The 18487-nt window shown below is 69.1% G+C and carries 18 protein-coding genes and 1 pseudogene; 4 read left to right on the forward strand and 15 right to left on the reverse strand.

The features are described from left to right. Positions 1–481: pseudogene (locus tag AC5RV3_RS04005) on the reverse strand (hypothetical protein); the annotation flags it as partial. A gap of 473 nt (positions 482–954) precedes the next feature. Further along, the gene (locus AC5RV3_RS04010) at positions 955–1986 is read right to left on the reverse strand and encodes an o-succinylbenzoate synthase (protein WP_494121030.1); all 1032 of its coding nucleotides are present in this window, start codon (positions 1984–1986) and stop codon (positions 955–957) included. A gap of 67 nt (positions 1987–2053) precedes the next feature. On the opposite strand from AC5RV3_RS04010, the gene AC5RV3_RS04015 reads away from it, so the two are divergent. After that, entirely contained in the window at positions 2054–2965 is a 912-nt protein-coding gene (locus AC5RV3_RS04015) for a phosphatase PAP2 family protein (protein ID WP_494112436.1), read from the forward strand. A 75-nt stretch (positions 2966–3040) separates the two neighbouring features. Next, positions 3041–3613 (forward strand): GNAT family N-acetyltransferase, encoded by a 573-nt coding sequence (locus AC5RV3_RS04020; RefSeq protein ID WP_494121031.1) that lies wholly within the window; start codon positions 3041–3043, stop codon positions 3611–3613. Positions 3614–3640: 27 nt separating this feature from the next. Here AC5RV3_RS04020 and AC5RV3_RS04025 read toward each other — a convergent pair whose 3' ends face one another. The 5 genes from AC5RV3_RS04025 to pdhA form a co-directional block, all read right to left on the reverse strand. Further along, positions 3641–4504: an MBL fold metallo-hydrolase gene (locus AC5RV3_RS04025; RefSeq protein ID WP_494121032.1), complete on the reverse strand. Its 864-nt coding sequence runs from the start codon at positions 4502–4504 to the stop codon at positions 3641–3643. Between the two features lie 143 nt (positions 4505–4647). After that, positions 4648–4863, reverse strand: a complete 216-nt coding sequence (locus tag AC5RV3_RS04030; RefSeq protein ID WP_494121033.1) for a hypothetical protein — start codon at positions 4861–4863, stop codon at positions 4648–4650. Between the two features lie 112 nt (positions 4864–4975). Continuing rightward, entirely contained in the window at positions 4976–6562 is a 1587-nt protein-coding gene (locus AC5RV3_RS04035; RefSeq protein WP_494121034.1) for a dihydrolipoamide acetyltransferase family protein, read from the reverse strand. 2 nt (positions 6563–6564) lie between these two features. Beyond that, positions 6565–7611, reverse strand: a complete 1047-nt coding sequence (locus AC5RV3_RS04040) for an alpha-ketoacid dehydrogenase subunit beta (RefSeq protein WP_494121035.1) — start codon at positions 7609–7611, stop codon at positions 6565–6567. Between the two features lie 28 nt (positions 7612–7639). After that, on the reverse strand, positions 7640–8800 hold the full coding sequence (pdhA, locus tag AC5RV3_RS04045) for a pyruvate dehydrogenase (acetyl-transferring) E1 component subunit alpha (protein ID WP_494121036.1): 1161 nt from the start codon (positions 8798–8800) through the stop codon (positions 7640–7642). A 240-nt stretch (positions 8801–9040) separates the two neighbouring features. Here pdhA and AC5RV3_RS04050 point away from each other — a divergent pair, with 240 nt between their 5' ends. Continuing rightward, on the forward strand, positions 9041–9502 hold the full coding sequence (locus AC5RV3_RS04050) for an Lrp/AsnC family transcriptional regulator (protein WP_494121037.1): 462 nt from the start codon (positions 9041–9043) through the stop codon (positions 9500–9502). Positions 9503–9556: 54 nt separating this feature from the next. On the opposite strand, the gene AC5RV3_RS04055 is transcribed toward AC5RV3_RS04050, so the two are convergent. From AC5RV3_RS04055 to paaA, 8 genes are all read right to left on the reverse strand, one after another. Continuing rightward, entirely contained in the window at positions 9557–10192 is a 636-nt protein-coding gene (locus AC5RV3_RS04055) for a dihydrofolate reductase family protein (protein ID WP_494121038.1), read from the reverse strand. 88 nt (positions 10193–10280) lie between these two features. Further along, complete coding sequence (locus AC5RV3_RS04060) at positions 10281–11237, reverse strand: 2-hydroxyacid dehydrogenase (RefSeq protein WP_494121039.1); 957 nt, start codon at positions 11235–11237, stop codon at positions 10281–10283. Between the two features lie 97 nt (positions 11238–11334). Next, positions 11335–12102 (reverse strand): enoyl-CoA hydratase/isomerase family protein, encoded by a 768-nt coding sequence (locus AC5RV3_RS04065; RefSeq protein WP_494121492.1) that lies wholly within the window; start codon positions 12100–12102, stop codon positions 11335–11337. A 41-nt stretch (positions 12103–12143) separates the two neighbouring features. Further along, positions 12144–13298 carry a 1,2-phenylacetyl-CoA epoxidase subunit PaaE gene (gene paaE, locus AC5RV3_RS04070; protein ID WP_494121040.1) on the reverse strand — a complete coding sequence of 385 codons (1155 nt, stop codon included), beginning with the start codon at positions 13296–13298 and terminating at the stop codon, positions 12144–12146. Then, on the reverse strand, positions 13299–13835 hold the full coding sequence (gene paaD, locus AC5RV3_RS04075; protein ID WP_494112426.1) for a 1,2-phenylacetyl-CoA epoxidase subunit PaaD: 537 nt from the start codon (positions 13833–13835) through the stop codon (positions 13299–13301). Between the two features lie 33 nt (positions 13836–13868). Continuing rightward, positions 13869–14696: a 1,2-phenylacetyl-CoA epoxidase subunit PaaC gene (paaC, locus tag AC5RV3_RS04080; RefSeq protein ID WP_494121041.1), complete on the reverse strand. Its 828-nt coding sequence runs from the start codon at positions 14694–14696 to the stop codon at positions 13869–13871. Next, positions 14693–15022 (reverse strand): 1,2-phenylacetyl-CoA epoxidase subunit PaaB, encoded by a 330-nt coding sequence (gene paaB / locus AC5RV3_RS04085; protein ID WP_494112501.1) that lies wholly within the window; start codon positions 15020–15022, stop codon positions 14693–14695. The genes paaC and paaB overlap by 4 nt, the downstream gene beginning before the upstream one ends. Positions 15023–15046: 24 nt before the next feature. Continuing rightward, the gene (gene paaA, locus AC5RV3_RS04090; RefSeq protein WP_493978025.1) at positions 15047–16039 is read right to left on the reverse strand and encodes a 1,2-phenylacetyl-CoA epoxidase subunit PaaA; all 993 of its coding nucleotides are present in this window, start codon (positions 16037–16039) and stop codon (positions 15047–15049) included. A gap of 250 nt (positions 16040–16289) precedes the next feature. Here paaA and AC5RV3_RS04095 point away from each other — a divergent pair, with 250 nt between their 5' ends. Beyond that, positions 16290–18482 carry a S9 family peptidase gene (locus AC5RV3_RS04095; RefSeq protein WP_494121042.1) on the forward strand — a complete coding sequence of 731 codons (2193 nt, stop codon included), beginning with the start codon at positions 16290–16292 and terminating at the stop codon, positions 18480–18482. Positions 18483–18487: the final 5 nt, after the last annotated feature.

An 18487-nucleotide genomic window follows, 5' to 3' on the forward strand; every position in this document is an offset into this window, starting at 1 on the left:
AATCCATGGTCTGCGCGTCATCCAGTTCCGCCGGCTCCACCACCGCCAACAGGCCGGCCAACACCGCGGGCACGCCCACGCCGCCCTCGGGCACCACAGGGCTGCCCCCGGTGCCCTCTGGCAACACGGGCAGGGATGCGCCGTCCTCCCCGGTCCCGGCGGATTGCAGTCCGCTGCCCAATCCCTGAGCTGCTTCGACGTCCTCGGGCACGGGAGGCTCGCCGCCGGTGGCTTCGGTTGGGGAAGAAACCTCTGCAGAGCCGGCGCCGCCACCGCCGCCAGCGGCACCAATGTCAGCGGCCGCTGGAAAGAGTCCGCCGTCATCAGGCACGATGCCATAACGTCGCAGCAACGCCTCTGCAACCACTCGCTGCAGCAGCGCTTCCAGCAGGGAACTGTCCGGACGCGAGGGCACACCCAGGTCCATCACCAGTCCCTGTCCCGGAACCGGGAACCGAAGCTCGCCGCCCTCGCCGCCCATATCCTCACGCTACCGGCTGCCTCGGACAGTTTGAGGGCCTCTTTCTGACACCAACAGTGCACGGAGTGGGCACGTCCAGACTGCGCACCGGAGGATTAAGCCACGCATTCAACCTGGAGCGGCCGAGCCTGTAGAACCGGGGCGCGGGCCCTGAGTTTGATCTGGGGCTGCGCCGCGCAGTGCCCCGCGGCACACGTCCGGAACACAGGCACGCCACAGCTTCAGCGGGCCCCACAGGCGTGGCCCACGGCACTGGCGTTGCCCCGCCCCTGCGTCAGCTTCAGCAGCCGGTGGGTCAGCACCGGCCGTTCCCCCGCTCCTACGACCGTCCCAGCAGCCCGTCGGCCCGCGCCGGCCGTTCCCCCGCTCCTACGACCGTCCCAGCAGCCCGTCGGCCCGCGCCGGCCGTTCCCCCGCTCCTACGACCGTCCCAGCAGGCGTGGCCTAAGGCGCTGCCGTCCCCCCTCCCTACGTCACGGCTCCAGCAGCCGGTACGTCCGCGCCAGCCGTTCCAGCCACCACTGCCGCCGGTCCTCGGGCGCAGCAAGACGATCCAGCAGGTCCGCATCGGGCACCACGTCGCGCACCGGGAGGCGGCCGGCGACCGGCACCAGCGGCTCCGCCGCCACGTCGGCGCCCATCAGGGACACCGTCGCCAACCCGCAGGCAAAGGGAAGTTCCGGCAGCGCCGCCGCCAAGGCCACGCCGGCACGGATTCCCACGGAGGAGTCCAGGGCGGAACTGACGACGGCGGGGAGCCCGGCTTGCGCGACGATCTCCAGCGCCCGCCGCACGCCCCCGAGGGGCTGCACCTTGACCACGATCAGGTCGGCGGCGTCTTCGCGGGCCACCCGCAAGGGGTCGGCGGCCTTGCGCACGCTTTCGTCGGCCGCGATCGGGGTGGGGATGCCGCGCCGGCGCAGTTCGGTCCGCACCGCCCGCAGCCCGGCGATGTCGGGGACCGGCTGCTCGGCGTACTCCAGCGAGTACCCGGCCAGCCGGGTTAACGTCGCCACGGCCGCGGGAACATCCCAGCCGCCGTTGGCGTCCACCCTCAGGGCAGCGTGCGGGGCTGCGGCACGCACGGCCGCAACGCGGGCCACGTCCTGATCGATGTCTTGACCGGATTCGGCAACCTTGATCTTCACCGTCTGCGCACCGTCGTAGCGGGCCAGCACGCCGGGCACGTCCGCCGGCGCCACCGCGGGAACGGTGGCGTTGACGGGGATGCTGTCCCGGACCGGGTCCGGGAAGCCCCGCCAGCCGGCCTCCACCGCGGCCGCCAGCCACGCGGCGGCTTCTTCGTCGTCGTACTCAAGAAAGGGCGAGAACTCCGCCCAGCCCGCTGGGCCCTCAAACAGCAGGACCTCGCGCTTCATCACCCCGCGGAAGCGGACCTTCATCGGCAGCGACACCACGCGCGCGGTGGCCAGCAGGTCGGCGAGGTCGGGGAGCTCCGGCCGGCCGGAAAGCCCCGGAAGATCGGGAATCTGGTGCGGTCTCATCAACTCCAACTTTACGGCCGGCCGCCCTTCCCGGATGCTCTCAGCATTGTGTGCGACCCTAGAATCGATGACTCCGCAGCGTTCCCGTGTCCGCTCCCGGCCCGCGTCCAGCCGTCCGGCGGCGCACGCTCCCGCCCTGTTCTGGCTGGGAGCACTGTTGTGCGCGGGAGCCTTTGTGCTGAACTACTACGCCTTCGTCCGCACCACCACCGGGCAGTTCGCCGACGAATCGGCGTGGGCGGAGGCGGACTCCGGCTGGCGGCTGGGCCGCGGCGTTTTCCTGGACTTCCTGGACCTGCTGCCGGATATCTCCGTCGCCGTGGCGGCCGTCGTGCTGCTGGTGGCGGCCTTGGTACGACGCCGGTGGGGGCCGGCCGTGGTCGGCGTGGCGGTGGTCGCGGCGTCGGCGGCGACCACGTGGATCCTGAAGAACCTCATTCTCGACCGGCCCGACCGCGGCGTGCCCACGCTGGAACACAATTCGCTGCCATCGGGGCACACCACCATTGCGACGGCTGCGGCACTGGCCATCTTCCTGGTGGTCTCGCCCCGGTGGCGGCCGTTCGCTGCGGCCGCCGGCGGCCTGTATGCCGTGCTGGCCGGTGCCGCTACCCTCATCAACGGCTGGCACCGCCCGGCGGATGTGGTGGCCGCCTTTTTGGTGGCCGGCTTTTGGGTGCTGGCTGCCGGCCCGATCGTGCTGCGGCGCGGCAGCGACTGGAACATCTGGTCCGGCTACGGCAGCTTCTGGGCGGCTTCCGCCTGGTGGCCCCGGCTGTGCTGGCTGCTGGCCGTGCTGGGCATCGGCGCCGCTGCGGGGCTCTACCTGCTCGCGCAACAGGCCGGCGCCGCGCCTGTCCCCGGCACCGGCAGGATTCCGTTGTTCTTTTGGGCCGGCATGGGCCTGATCACCGGCACCGGCATGCTGCTCAGCGCCCTGCTGACCTGGCTGTTCGGCCTCCAGTCGCGCCGCCATTGAGTCACGCGCGGGAACGATAGACGCGGCGCCGTCCGGAGCATTGCCAGCATCGGATGGCGGTGGCAGGGTGATTCCATGGCCATCGAGGTGCGTCCGGCAACGGTGTTCGGCGATGTGAAGACCATGCTGGGGCCAAAGCGCGCCGATGCGAATGTCTGTTGGTGCCTCAGCTATCGTCTTTCGTCGAAAGACAACGTCTCGTTGCGGGGCCAGGATCGAGGGGCGCTCGTCGAGCGCTTGTGCGGGCAGCACCCGCCGCCCGGGGTGCTCGCCTACGACGGCGACGAGGTGGTGGGCTGGGCCGCCGTGCATCCCCGCGCCGACACGGCGTTTGCACGCAACCGCAAGATTCCGCACGTGGACGAGGTCGACGTGTGGTCGGCGTGGTGCATCCGGGTGCGGCCGGGGCATCGCGGCAAGGGGATCTCGCACCACCTGCTCGCGGGCGCCGTCGACCTCGCACGCGCGCATGGTGCCCCCGCCGTTGAGGGCTACCCGCTCGACAACGAGGGCAGGAAGGTCGACCTCACCATGGCCTACGTTGGCACCCGAAAGCTCTTCGAACAGGCCGGCTTTACGAAGGCGGCAGACACGGACTCGGTGCTGAACGGGTTCCCCCGCGTGCTCATGCGGCTTGACCTGGACTGACGCCCCACTCCCTCGCCGCAGCACAGCTTACCGGGTGGCGGTGAGGCGCTGCAGCAGGGCGCGGGACTGCGCGGGGCCGTAGGGCAGGATGGGGATGGCCTTGGTGGAGTCTGCGGGAGTGTCGCGGCTGGCCTGTTCGCCCATCCGGACGGCCAGGGTCATGGTCTCGCACATGTTCTTCACGAAGGCGTCGCTGACGGTCTGGCCGTGGCCGGGCACCAGCACGTCGTACTCGTGCCGCAGCCCGGAAATCCGGCGCAGCGTTTCCACCCAGTCGCGCGGGTAGGAATCTTCGAAGGCGGGCGGGGCGCCTTGCTCCACCAGATCGCCGGCAAAAAGCGTGGTGGGCGAACCGACCAGCAGGTCGCCGTCGGTGTGGCCGCGGCCCAGATGGAAGAGTTTGACGCTGACTTCGCCCAGATCGACGGTGGTCTCCGCATCGACCAGCTTGTTGGGCATCTTAATTTCGGTATGCTCCCCGTCGGCGGCCGCCATTTCCGGTTCCGTCCCCCCGACTGCCTCACGCTGGAGCACGCCGTATTCGGCGATGTCGTGCGCGCAATTGCGGTGCGCGTAAAAGTCCTGCACGCCCTGGGCCGCGAAGTAGGCGTTGCCAAAGACGTGGTCGTAGTGGAAATGCGTGTTGACGACGACGAGCGGCAGCTTGGTCAATGCGCGTACGGCCGCGTAAATCCGCCGTGCCTGTCGCGGCCCGGCACCGGTATCCACCACCAGGGCCTTCTTCCCGCCGACGACGAGCCCGGAGTTCAACAGATACTCCCGCGTCCTGATCACGTAGTTGCCGGGTGCCACCTGCTCGCATTCCGCCGGTTCGCCGGCCTCGTCCGCAGGCTCGCCGGTCTTGTCCACTGATCGGGCGGCATCGCTCATCCGGCCGTCACCCTCCATCGCGTCGAACACGGCCGCGCGGACGCGCGCAGCCTGATCCTGCTACGGTACCGTGCCCGCCCGTCGGCGCACTCGGCCACCCGACCGCGGCCACCGGCGGCGGTCTACTGTCGAGCGTCCCGCGCTCAGGCTTCGTGGACGGAGCGAAGCACCTCGCGCACCTCGCCGAACGGCACGGAGTCGTCGACGTACGCCTGCACATGCTTGGAGCCCATGCCACGGACCATCACGCCGTGTTCCCCCTCGGCAGCCGACTCGAGGAACGCCGGCCGAAGCGCCTCGGCATGGTGTGCAGACAAGCGGGAGAGGTACTTTTTGTACGCCTCTGGCAGAGTGACCATGCCCTAAGGGTAGCGCCGCCGGGACGGGCCAGCTAGGAAAAAATTTCGGGCTGTCCGCAGGTCAACCTCGGGCTCCCGCCGGCCGCTTCGGTCTGCCGCCGGCGGGGAGCTGCTACAGGTCGGCGAGGACGCTGCCGGGGTTTTCGATGGCGTCCGCGACGTAGCGCAGGAAGCCGCCGGCGGTGCCGCCGTCGCAGACGCGGTGGTCGAAGGCCAGCACCAGTTCGGTGACCTTCCGGACGGCCAGCTGCCCGTCCACCACCCACGGCTTGTCGATGATCCGGCCGACGCCGAGGATCGCCACCTCGGGGTAGTTGATGATCGCGGCGCTGCCGTCCACACCGAACACGCCGTAGTTGTTCAGCGTGAAGGTGCCGCTGGTCAGCTCGGCCGGCGTGGCCTTGCCGTCGCGGGCGACGGCGGTGAGCCGCCTGATCTCGGTATCCAGCTGGCGGGCGCTGAGCCTGTCGGCGTTGCGCACGCTCGGCACCATCAGCCCGCGGTCGGTCTGGGCGGCGAAGCCCAGGTTGACGCCCTCGAACCCGACGATCTCTTCGCCCTCCACCCGGGTATTCAACTCCGGATATTTGGCCAGGCCGGCCAGCACGAACCGGGCGATGAACGCCAGCAGCCCCGGCGTGTTCTCCGGATCGCGGCGCTTGAGGTCGGCGCGCATCTGCAGCAGGGCGGTGGCGTCCACGTCCACCCAGACGGTGGCCTCGGGGATCTCGCTGCGGCTGCGGGACATGGCCTGGGCCACGGTCTTCCGCACGCCCTTCATGGGGGTGCGGGTGGCGATACCCAGGCCGGTACGGGCGTCGGTGCCGGCGGCAGCCGCCGCGCGAACCTCAGCGCGGTCGCCTGCCAGCCCGCTGGCGGGGGCCGCGGCATTGGCCACGCCGCTGACCGCCGGAGCACCGGCCAGCGCGGCCTCCACGTCCTTGCGCAGCACCATGCCGCCTGCGCCCGAGCCCGTGATGTCGGTCAAGCGGAGACCCGCGTCGCGGGCCAGCTTGCGGACCAGGGGCGAGATGACCAGCGGGGCCCGGCCGCCGCCGGCCGGCACGGGTTCCGCCTGTGTTTCCGCGGCCGCCGGGGCGGTTGCCGGGGCGGCCAGCGGTGTCGCCGCCACAGTCGTCGGCGCAGCAGCAACAGCCGTCGGCGCGGGCGGGAAGGCGGCCACGGCAACGCGGCCGGTCTTCGGTTTGCGGGTGCGCTTGGATCCCGCCGACCCGCCGGGTGTGCCGTAGCCGATCAGCACGTTGCCGGAGCCTGATTCGGCCGGTTCCTGGATGCCGGCGCGCTCCTCCCTCCGGTAGGCCTCGCCGTCGGGATGGGCGGCGCCTGCCCTCGCGCGGTCCGGGTCCGGAGCATCTCCCGCCGCGACCGCGGCGGCAGCCTCCCCCGCCCGGGGTGCCTGCGGCGCGGCTCCCGAGCCGCCGTCGTCGTGCACGTAGCCCGGCGCATCCACGGAGATGAGGGGCTTGCCCACGTCCAGGGTGTCGCCGGCGGCCCCGTGCAGCACCGCGACGGTCCCCGCGAACGGGCTGGGCACCTCCACCATGGACTTGGCGGTCTCCACCTCGGCCACCGGCTGATCCACGCGGATCTCGTCGCCCACCTTGACCAGCCAGTTCACCAGCTCGGCCTCGGTCAGGCCTTCGCCGAGGTCGGGCAGTTTGAATACCTGTCGCGACATGGCTACGCGTCCTCCCACTGAAGTTCATCCACCGCGTCCAAGATGCGGTCCACGCTGGGCAGGTAGTGCCGCTCCAGCTTGGGCGCGGGATACGGAATGTCGAAACCGGTCACGCGCAGCACCGGCGCGGCCAGCGAGTGGAAGCAGCGCTCCTGCACCCGCGCCACGATCTCGGAGGCGACGGATGCGAAGCCGGGGGCTTCCGCGACGACCACGGCGCGGCCGGTTTTGCGCACTGACGCCATCACGGTTTCATCGTCGAACGGCACGATCGACCGGATGTCGATCACCTCCAGCGAGCGCCCCTCCTCGGCGGCGGCCGCGGCGGCCTGCATGACGGTGGGCACGGACGGACCGTACGTGATCAGCGTGGCGTCGGTTCCCTCGCGGGCGACGACGGCGCGGCCGATGCCGGACCCGGCGGTGCCCGCCTGCCCCGCCCCGGATCCCTGCACGATCTCGGGGGCGGCCCACTGCGACTGCAGTGCTTCGAGGTCCAGTTGCTCCTTCGAGAAGTAGAGCTTCTTCGGCTCCAGGAACACCACCGGGTCCGGGAAGCGGATGGCCTCGCGGAGCATGGTGTAGGCGTCCTCCACCGTGGCCGGCGCCACCACGGTCAGGCCCGGCGTGTGCGCGTAGTAGGACTCCGAGGAGTCGCAGTGGTGCTCCACTCCCCCGATGCCGCCGGCGTACGGAATCCGGATGACCATCGGCAGCTTGACCCTGCCGCGGGTCCGGTTGGGCATCTTGGCCACGTGCGAGACCACCTGCTCGAACGCCGGGTAGGCGAAGGCATCGAACTGCATCTCCACCACCGGGCGGAGGCCGTTCATCGCCATGCCGATCGCCATGCCCATGATGCCGGATTCGGCCAGCGGGGTGTCGAAGCAGCGTTCCTCGCCGAACCGCTTGGTGAGGCCGTCGGTGATGCGGAAAACGCCGCCCAGCGGGCCCACGTCTTCACCGAAGACGACGACGGAGCGGTCGGCTTCCATCTCATCGGACAGGGCCGTGTTCAGCGCCTTGGCGAACGTCATTGTTGTGCTCATGGTGTGTCCTTTTAGTCGGCGGCGGCGCTCAGGCCGACTCGCGCGAGAGCTCGTCGCGGAGCATGGCGGCCTGCTCGCGCAGCTGGCTGGTCCTTTCGGTGTAGACGAAGCGGAACAAGTCCTCCGGGTCCACCTCGGTCTCGGCGTTGAGGCCGTCGCGCATCTGCGCGGCCACGGCTTCGGCCCGCCCGGCGATCTCCTCTTCCAGTGCCTCGTCCAGGACGTTCAGCTCCTGGAGGTAGGTCCGCAGGCGCACCAGCGGGTCCTTCGGCGCCCACTCGGCCACTTCATCCTCGGTGCGGTAGCGGGTGGCGTCGTCGGCGTTGGTGTGCGACTGCATCCGGTAGGTGTGCGCCTCCACCAGGGCAGGGCCGCCGCCTTCGCGGGCGCGGGTCACGGCCTTGCCGAGCACGGCCAGCAGCGCGGCAGTGTCGTTGCCGTCCACGCGCTCGCCCGGCATGCCGTAGCCGATGGCCTTGTGCGCCAGCGACGGCGCCACCGTTTGCTTGTTCAGCGGGACGGAGATGGCGTACTGGTTGTTCTGCACGAAGAACACGACCGGGAGGTGGAACACGGCGGCGAAGTTCAGTGCCTCGTGGAAGTCGCCCTCGCTGGTGGCCCCGTCTCCGCAGAGCGCGACGACGACGGTGTCCTCGCCCTTGAGCTTGGCGGCGTGGGCAACGCCGACGGCGTGCAGCAGCTGGGTGGCCAGCGGGGTGGCCTGGATCGACACCTTGTGCTCGTAGGGGTCGTAGCCGCCGTGCCAGTCGCCCTGCAGCAGGGTCAGGGTCTGCACGGGGTCGACGCCCTTGGCGATCACGGCGACGGTGTCGCGGTACGTCGGGAACAGCCAATCGTCCCGGCCCAGGCACAGGGCGGCCGCCACCTGGCAGGCTTCCTGGCCTTGGGATGACGGGTAGACGGCCAGCCTGCCCTGGCGGACCAGGGCGTTGGCCTGGTCGTTGACGCGGCGGCCGACCACCAGTTCGCGGTAGGCGTCCAGCAGGGCTTCGCCGTCGGGCAGCGGGTACTTGTCGTTGTGCACGTGCCGGCCGTCCGGGTCCACCAACTGCACGGGCTGCTCGGAGGGCAGCATGTAGGCCTCGGCGGTGACCGGATCATCCATGCCGGCGCGGCCGGACGGGTCGGACATTGATCCCTCGATCGGGTTACCGGTTGAGATGGTCATGGTGTCTCCCTCGAATCCTTGGTCGGCGGTGGACGGTCGGCGTCGACAGCGGCGGCGCCGTTGCCCTCAGCCCTGCGCAGCGCGGGCGGCTCTGCGTGAAGAAACTGTGTAGCTTTAGTATGGATTCGGCTACTTTTCGTATCCACTTATGCAGGAAAACGTGGAATATCTGCCGGTCTGGTCGTAGTCTTGGAGACGAATTGTTAATGTGAGCTGGATAACCCCGCGAGGTGTAGACAGATGGCCAACGGTGCCGCCGTGAAAGTCCCGCAGCTGGATGAGATCGACCGCCGGATCCTGGCGGAACTGACCCGGGACGGCCGGCTGTCCGTGACTGCGGTCGCCGAAAAGGTCCACATCTCCCGGGCACACGCCTACTCGCGCATTGCGCGGCTGACCGAGGCGGGGGTGCTGACCAAGTTCACGGCGTTGGTGGACCCGATTAAGGCGGGGTTGAAGGCCTCCGCCTACGTGACCTTGAAGCTGCGCCAGCACTCCTGGCGCGAGCTGCGCGAAGCCCTGCGCGCCATTCCCGAGGTGCACCACATCGCCCTGGTCGGCGGGAACTTCGATGTCATCCTGCTGGTCCGTGCCGTGGACAACGTGGACCTTCGCCGGGTCATCTTCGACCAGATCCAGTCCATGCCCGGCATCCTCGATACCCAGACCTTCCTGGTGTTCGAGGACCTGGACACCCGCTGATCCGGCCGGCAGGCCACGGCACCCACACCGCCGCAGCAATGGAGGATCAGGCGCTCAGCCGACGTCCCCGCTCCCGCGCGCCTCGACCTCGGTCATGTCGCCGGTCTCGACCTCGCCCGCACGCTCATATACCAGTGCCACCGAGCCCTTGTCAAAGGTGCGGGCAGGGCCGACGAGGCGGAATGACGCCGGAATCGTGCCGGGGCCGAAGAGCCGCTTCCCGCTGCCAAGCGTGAGCGGATACAGCCAGAGGTTGAGACGGTGGACCACGTCCTCGGTGAACAACGACTGCAACAGGTCGCCGCTGCCGAACAGGTGCACCTCGTCGTGCCGTTCGCGAAGGTGCGCGGCCGCCATGGCATCGTGCAACACCGTCGTGCCCGCCCAGGCAGGCTCGGTGAGCGTCGTCGACACGACGTACTTCGGCGCCGCGTTGAACTTCACCGCGATCGGAGAGTCGTCGCCGGCATTCGGCCAGTAGCCCGCGAAGATGTCGTAGGTCTTCCGCCCGAGCAGCAGCGCGTCGATGCGGTCGATGACGGCCCCGATCGCCTCGCCGGATGCTTCGTCGAAGAACGGCGCCTGCCAGCCGCCGTATTCGAAGCCGTGCTCCGGGTCCTCGTCGACTCCGCCCGGCGCCTGGTAGACACCGTCGAGGGTGAGGAACATGTTGGCCACGATGATGCCCATAGGTCATCCCTCCTCCGGCGCCGGCCCACTGTCGCGCCGCCTTCATCGTGCCCGCGGGGCAGGAGGGTTGTCCAGACCCCGCCCCGGGTTATCGGAAGTGGCCCGGCTGCACCAGGTTCTCCGGCGCCTGGCCGGCTGCGACAGCCGCCAGTTGATGCTTCAGGAGCCGGACGATCCGCGGTTCGAACGCCGTGGTGTCGCCGCCCAGGTGCGGGGTGATCAGCGCGTTGCCGGCCCGCCACAGCGGGTGGTCCGGTGGCAGCGGTTCGGGATCCGTGACATCCAACGCGCACTTCAGCCGGCCGGAGACGACCTCCGCGGTCAGGGCATCGGTGTCGACCACCGCCCCGCGCGCGACGTTGACCACCAGCGCCCCGTCCGGGAGGGCTGCCAGTACCCCGGCATCGATCAACCCGCGGGTGGCGTCCGTCAGCGGTGTGATGAGGATCAGCACCTCGTGGGACGCGGCCAGCTCCCTCAGCTCGTCCGTGCCGTGGACGTGGCCCTCGCCGTCGTCCCGGGCGCGGGTCCCCACCCGGGTTAGCTGCACTTCGAAGGGCTCCAGCCGGCGCGCGATTTCCCGGCCGATGCCGCCCACGCCGACGAGCAGCACCTTTCGGTCCGCCAGCGACAGCCGGCGCACATGGCGCCACCGCCCCTCGGGCTGGTCACGCGCGGCGACGTCGATCCCGCGCAAGGAGGCAAGCACGAGCCCGACGGCGAGTTCGGCGGTCGCGGCGGCGTGCACCCCGGCCGCGCTGGCGATGGCGACGTCCGGTCCGACGACGGCGGCGACGCCGTCAACCCCGGTGGTTTGGGTCTGCACCAGCTTCAAGTTCTGCAGCTTCGGCAGGCTGGGGAGCGCGCCGGCCATGTCCGGATACGGCAGCACCACGGCCTCGAGCTGGTCCAGCCTGGCACCCGCGGGGTCGCCGTCGAAGTCCCAAAAGACGGTGCGGATCCCCGCCGGCAGGGGTTCCAGAGCGGCCATCAGGTCCCGGTCGGGGCAGGCCACGGTCGTGATGAGCGGCGGGGCGGCATTCATGTGACTCCTGGAGCAGAGGCCGGGAGGCCCGGCAGCGCGAACGGGCTACGCGTGGAAGCCTACCCTCCGGCTGCGCGGCACCGGCCTCGGCCCGCCGTCAGCCCTTGAAGACCGGCTTGCGCTTCTCTTGGAAGGCCTTGAAGCCTTCGGCGTAGTCGTCGCTCTTGCACAGCCGGCCCTGCGCGGCATTTTCCTCTTCGGTGGCGAGCCACAGGCCCAGCCGCTGGTCGCGGATGTTGGCCACCAGCTCCTTGGAGGCACGGAACGCGCCGGTGGCGCCCTGGGCGACCTTGCCGACGATGCCGCGGGTGGTTTCCAGCAGTTCGTCCGCCGGCATGGCGCGGCTGAACAGCCCGGCCTTCACCGCTTCCTCGCCGCTCATCAGCTCGGCGGTGTAGATCAGATCCAGCGTGCGGTGCGCGCCGAGCCGCTCAGTGAAAAGCCAGTGCCCGCCCGAATCCAGGGTGGCCCCCAGGTTGGCGAACGGCGAGCCGATCTTGGCGCTGTCGGCCACGTACACCACATCCGTGGCGATCAGCAGGCCGAGCCCGACGCCGAGCGCCGCCCCCTGCGCGGCGGCGAAGGTGGGGGCGGGGAACTCCGCCATCTTGCGCAGGACCGGGGTGACGACGCCGGACAGGTAACCGTAGGCATCGTCGGTCGCCGGATCCACGCGGGAAATGTCGCGGCCGGCGCAGAAGCCGCGGCCCTCGCCGCGGAGCAGCAGCGCCCGGACGCCGGCGGCCGCGGCGTCGTCGTACGCCTTGCCCAGATCATTGAGCGCCTGTTCGTCCAGCGCATTCATCTTGCCCGGTGCGTTGAGCACCACTTCGGCGATGTTGTCCTCGATGGACAGCTCTATCATGCTCATGCGGCTCCTTCGGGGTCGGTGCTGTCTAAGGTCGGTCAGGCGTCGTAGTCGACGGTGATTTCGTCGCTGGTGGGGCGGGTCTGGCAGGTCAGCACGTAGCCGCGCTCGATCTCGTCCGGTTCCAGCGCGTAGTTCTCCTCCATGGTGAACGTGCCGGAGACAACCTTGGCGCGGCAGGTGCCGCAGACGCCGCCGGCGCAGGCGAACGGAACGTCCGGGCGGACGCGCAGCGCGGCGTTGAGCACCGACTCGCGGGCATGCTTGGGCGAAGCGACCATACCGGAGAGCCCGTCCAGCCTGAAGTTGATCTCGTAGTTGTCCGCGCTGGGGTCGAGCTGCACCGGCCGGCCAATGTTGCCCTGCGGTTTGGTCGGCTCACCAGTGCTGAACAGCTCGAAGCGGATCTTCTCGGCGGGCACGCCGCGTTCGGCCAGGGTGTCTCGGCACAGCTGCACCAGTTCGTAGGGGCCGCAGAGGAACCATTCGTCCACATCGTCGGTGCGGAGCACGTTGTCGAACAGGCTGGTCAGCTTCTCGGCGTCGATCCTTCCGGAGAGCAGCGGCGAAATGCGCTGCTCGCGGGAAAGCACGTGGTGCAGCGCGAAGCGGGTGGGGTATTTGTCCTTCAGGTCGGCCAGTTCCTCCACGAACATCACGTCCATGGCGGCCTTGTTCGCGTAAACCAGGTCGAACCGGACGCTGTCACTGGCAGCCAGCACGGTTCGCGCGATCGAGATCACCGGAGTGATGCCGGACCCGGCGGCGAACGCCACGAAGGTGGCCCCGGCGTCGGCATCGATCTGTTCCGGGTGGTTGATCTCCGTCATCTGGTGCTTGGAGATGAAGGCGCCGGTGGGGCTCATGACGTCCAAAACGTCCCCGGCCTGAAGGTTGTCGTTGGCCCAGTTCGAGAACAATCCACCGATGTCGCGCTTGATCGCCACCCGGATTTCGCCCGGCTTCGGCTCGGCGCAGATGGAGTAGCTGCGGCGGATTTCCTGGCCTTCGAGCGTGGTGCGCAGCGCCACGTACTGGCCGGGCACGTAATCGTACTGGCCGTGCAGTTCCTCCGGCACCTCAAACGTGACCTCGACGGCTTCGTCGGTGAGCTTGCGGACCTCCGCGACGGACAGCGGGTGGAAGGTGGCGCGGCGCTTGACCGCCGGGGCATCCGTGGTGGAAGTAGTCATCTAGAGCACCTTGAAGTAGTCGAAGGGTTCATGGCAGTCGTTGCACTGGTACAGCGCCTTGCACGACGTGGAGCCGTAGCGGGACAGCTCGCGGGTGTTGAGGGAATCGCAGCGCGGGCACTTTACGCTCATGCCCAGCTTGACCGGTCCGGTGCGGACCGGCGCCATGCCCGACGGCGGGGCGATGCCGTACTCGTTCAGTTTCGCCTTGCCGTCGGCGGTCATCCAGTCCGTGGTCCAGGCCGGGGCAAGCACCAGCTTCACCCGGACGTCGGTGTATCCCTCGGACGCCAGCGCGGCGACAATGTCGTCTCGGATGGCGTCCATCGCCGGGCAGCCGGAGTAGGTCGGGGTGATGGTCACCTCGACGGCCGGGCGCCCGCCGGCGTCCGTTTCATCCAGCACTGACACGGACCGCAGGATGCCCAGGTCCTCGATGCTCAGCACCGGGATCTCCGGGTCACAGACGGTGGCCGCGACATCCCAGGCGCGCGCCGCTTCGGTTCCTGCCGGCCGTTGGGCCGTATTAGTGGACATGAATAGCTCCGTTGCTCCGATCAGCCGGCCTGGTTACCAGGTGGCGCCGGGGTGTTCGCGGGCCAGCACCTGCAGCTCAGCCAGCAGGTAGCCCAGGTGTTCACTGTGTTTGACGCGGGTTTTGTCCGTCATGGCCGGTTGGACGTCCGGGACCTCCAACGTTGCCTCGGCGAAGACGTCCGCGATGAAGGCGTCGAAGCCTTCGCGCAGTTCCGAGGGCCGCACCGCGATGCCGGGCAGACGGTCGATCAGCTCATCGTCCAGGAACAGCTGCTCCACGTACGGCCAGACGGAGAGGAAGCCGGCGGCGATGCGCCGGTGCGACTCTTCCGTGCCGTCGCCCAGGCGCAGGGTCCACTGCGCCGCGTGGTCGCGGTGGTAGTCCACTTCCTTCAGCGCCTTGGCCGCGATGGCCGCCAGGGTTGCGTCCTGCGAGTCGACCAGCCGCGAGTACAGTTCGTGCTGGTAGGTGGCGATGACCAGCTGGCGGGCGATGGTCTTGCCGAAGTCGCCGTTGGGCTGTTCGACGAGGTAGCTGGAGCGGAACTCGTTCTCCCCGCGCCAGTAAGCCAGGTCATCTTCGGACTTGTCCCAGGCGGAGCCGGCGTAGGTCAGGAACGACCGGGCGTGGCCGATCTGGTCCAGCGCGATGTTGGCGAGCGCAACGTCCTCTTCCAGCTCGGGCGCGCGGGAAATCCACCAGCCCAGCCGCTGGGCCAGGATCAACGCGTCGTCGCCCAGGCGCAACGCGTACTCGGCGACGTCGTTGCTGGCCCTGGTGCCTTCGGTCACCTGCGCGGCGATGTCTTCCGGGCGCAGGGCGTTGCCCGGCGTGATCCGGGTGGCGCTTTCGCCGCTCACAGGTGCTTCACCCCTTCGCTCTTGGTGTAGTACGTGGCATGGCGGTAATCCTTGCCCTTGGGCGATTCGAAGAATTCGCCCTTCGCGTCAGGGTCGCTGGCCACGATGGCCGACGCCGGCACCACCCAGAGCGAGACGCCTTCGTTGCGCCTGGTGTAGAGATCCCGCGCGTTCCGCACGGCCATCTCGGCGTCCGGGGCGTGCAGCGACCCGGCGTGCACGTGGGACAGCCCGCGCGAGGAGCGGACGAACACCTCCCACAGCGGCCAGGGCTGCTTGTCGGACGTCGCGCCTTCCGCTGTCGCCGTCTCCACGGGTCGGGCCATTGCGGTCTGGTCTCCAGTTGCCATTCAGGCCACCTGTGCTTTCTGTGCCTTCTTGTCCGCGTAAGCGGCTGCTGCTTCGCGCACCCAGGCGCCGTTCTCGTGTGCCTCGCGGCGGCGCTCCATCCGCTGCGCGTTGCAGGGGCCGCGGCCGGCGAGGACTTCGTAGAATTCGTCCCAGTTGAGTTCGCCGTGCTCCCACATGCCGGTTTCCTCGTTGTAGCGGATCTTGTCATCGGGCAGGGTCAGGCCCAGGACCTTGACCTGTTCCTGGATCATTCCCACGAACCGCGAGCGCAGCTCATCGTTGGTGAAGCGCTTAATGTTCCAGGCCATCGACTGCTGGGAGTTCGGCGAGTCCGTGTCCGTGGGGCCGAACATCATCAGTGCCGGGGCGTAGAAGCGGTTGACCGCGTCCTGGGCCATCTGCTTCTGCGCCGGAGTGCCGTTGGCCAGTTCCAGCAGGATCTCGAAGCCCTGCCGCTGGTGGAAGGACTCTTCCTTGCAGATCCGCACCATCGCCCGGCCGTAGGGACCGTAGGAGGCCCGGCAGAGGGGCACCTGGTTGGCGATCGCGGCGCCGTCTACGAGCCAGCCGATGGCCCCCATGTCCGCCCAGCTGTTGGCCGGGTAGTTAAAGATCGAGGAGTACTTGGCCTTGCCCTCGAGCAACTGCTGGTTGAGGACGTGCCGGGGCGTGCCCAGGGTCTCGGTGGCGGAGTAGAGGTACAACCCGTGGCCGGCCTCGTCCTGCACCTTGGCCATCAGGATGGCCTTGCGCTTCAGGCTGGGCGCGCGGGTGATCCAGTTCGCCTCCGGCTGCATGCCGATGATCTCGGAGTGCGCGTGCTGGGACATCTGCCGGACCAGCGTCTTGCGGTACTTCTCCGGCATCCAGTCGGCCGGCTCGATCCGGGAGTCCTCGGCAATGATCTTGTCAAAGTAGGCCTTCCCGGCCTCGTCCTCGGGGGACGGCACGGCGTGCAACTGGGAGTCGCCGGCCTGGGTCTGCGTTGCCACGATGGTCACCTCACTGTACGAAATCCGGCCGCGAAATAATTACCGACCGTTCGTTCAGGATATAGCGCATTTTCCGTGGCCGTCAAGGCCATCGGCTGCGGTCCGGCCCCGCCGGAGACGAACTTCCGATTCCCCGCCGCAGCCGACAGGCCGCGGGGCGGGAGCGGCCCGATCCCACGGGACGCTTCACCTGCTTCCACCCTCAGCCGAACCCGGCCGACGGAGGGGAAGGGCTCTATATATTGGTGGCATGACGCACTCCCCCGCCGAAACCGCCCACGCCTCCTCCCCCGCAGGACTGCCGGAACCGCCGGCCGCCCGCAAGGTTCCCGTCGAGCGCTCCCACCACGGCGACGTCTTCGTGGACCCCTATGAGTGGCTGCGGGACAAGGAGAACCCGGAGGTCGTTGCGCACCTGGAGGCGGAGAACGCCTACACGGCGGCGGTGACCGGGCACCAGCAGCCGTTGCGCGAGGCCATTTTCAACGAAATCAAGAACCGGACCCAGGAAACGGACCTGTCGGTTCCGGTCCGCAAGGACGGCTGGTGGTACTACGGCCGGATGGAAGAGGGCAAGCAGTACGGCATCCAGTGCCGGGTCCGGGCCGCGGACACCGGGGACCGGGCAGCCGACTGGACGCCCCCGCAGGTCGACGCCGGCCGGCCGGTGACTGGCGAGCAGGTGCTGCTGGACGGCAACGCCGAAGCCGAGGGCAAGCCGTTCTTTTCCCTGGGCGGCTCCGCGGTGACCAAAGACGGCAGCCTCTACGCCTACGCCGCCGACTTCGCCGGCGATGAGCGCTTCACCCTGAGGATCAAGGACCTGGACACCGGCGACCTGTTGGACGACGTGGTGGAGAACGTCTTTTACTCGCTGGCGTTCGATCCCGACGGCAGCCGCGTGTTCTACACCGTGGTCGATGAGTCCTGGCGCCCGTTCCAGATCAAGGCGCACACCATCGGCACACCGGCGGCCTCCGACGTCGTGATTTACCAGGAAGACGACCCGGCCATGTGGATGGGGTTCGAGCTCTCCTCCGACCGCCGGCACCTGGTGATCGGGATCGGCTGCTCCGAATACTCCGAGACGCGGCTGCTGGACTTCTCCACCCCGGACGCCGGGTTGCAGACGCTCATCCCGCGCAGCGAGCGGGTACTCTACGACGCCGAGCCGTTCCTGCTGGACGGCGCCCAAAAGGTGCTGCTGACCCACAACAAGGACGCGGTGAACTCCATGGTCTCGCTGGCCGACCTCGCGGAGTTCTCCAAGCCCCTGGCCGAGCAGCACTGGGACACCGTGGTGGAGCACGACGACGCGGTGCGGGTCAACGGGGCGGGCGTCACCGCCACCCATGTGGTTTTGTCGATCCGCCAGGACACCATTGAACGCGTGCAGGTGCTGCCCCTCGCGGGATTGGGGACGGCCGCGCAGGCCGCCCCGGCGGAGCCGGCGTTCGACGAGGAATTGTTCACCGCCGGCGTCGGCGGGTCGGACTACGAGGCGCCGGTGATCCGGCTGGCCTACACCTCGTTCCTGACACCGCCGCGGATCTACGACTACGAGCTGGCCACCGGCACGCTGCACCTGCGCAAGGAAACGCCGGTGCTCGGCGGCTACGACGCGGCGGACTACGTGGCGGAGCGGGAGTGGGCGACCGCGGCGGACGGCACGAGGATCCCGCTCTCGGTGATCCGCAAGGCCTCGGTGCAGCGCGACGGCAGCAATCCCGCGCTGGCCTACGCCTACGGCAGCTACGAGGTCAGCATGGATCCGGCGTTCAGCACGGCGCGGCTGTCGCTGCTCGACCGCGGCGTGGTCTACCTGGTGGCCCATGTCCGCGGCGGCGGCGAGATGGGACGGCACTGGTACGAGGACGGCAAGAAGCTGCGCAAGAAGAACACGTTCACGGACTTTGTCAGCGCCACCGAGTGGCTGGCCGCCTCGGGCTGGGCGGATCCGCAGCGGATCGCGGCCATGGGCGGCTCCGCCGGGGGCCTGCTGATGGGCGCCGTGGCCAATTTGGCGCCGGAGAAGTATGCGGCGATCGTGGCGCAGGTACCCTTCGTCGACGCGCTGACCTCGATCCTGGACCCGGACCTGCCGCTTTCGGCGCTGGAGTGGGAGGAGTGGGGCAACCCGATCACGGACCCCGAGGTCTACGCCTACATGAAGTCGTACAGCCCCTACGAGAATGTCCGGCCGGCCGCCTACCCGAAGATCGCTGCGGTCACCAGTTTCAACGACACGCGGGTGCTGTACGTGGAGCCCGCCAAGTGGGTGGCGGCCCTGCGGGAGGCCACGGCCGGCTCCGCACCGATCGTGCTCAAGACCGAGATGGACGCCGGACACGGCGGCGCGTCCGGTCGGTACGAGGCCTGGAAGGACCGGGCCTGGGATTACGCCTTCGTTCTCGACGCGATCGGTGCCACCGGGCTGGCTTAGCCGCC

This window comes from Arthrobacter sp. Y3221114 (assembly GCF_059092625.1).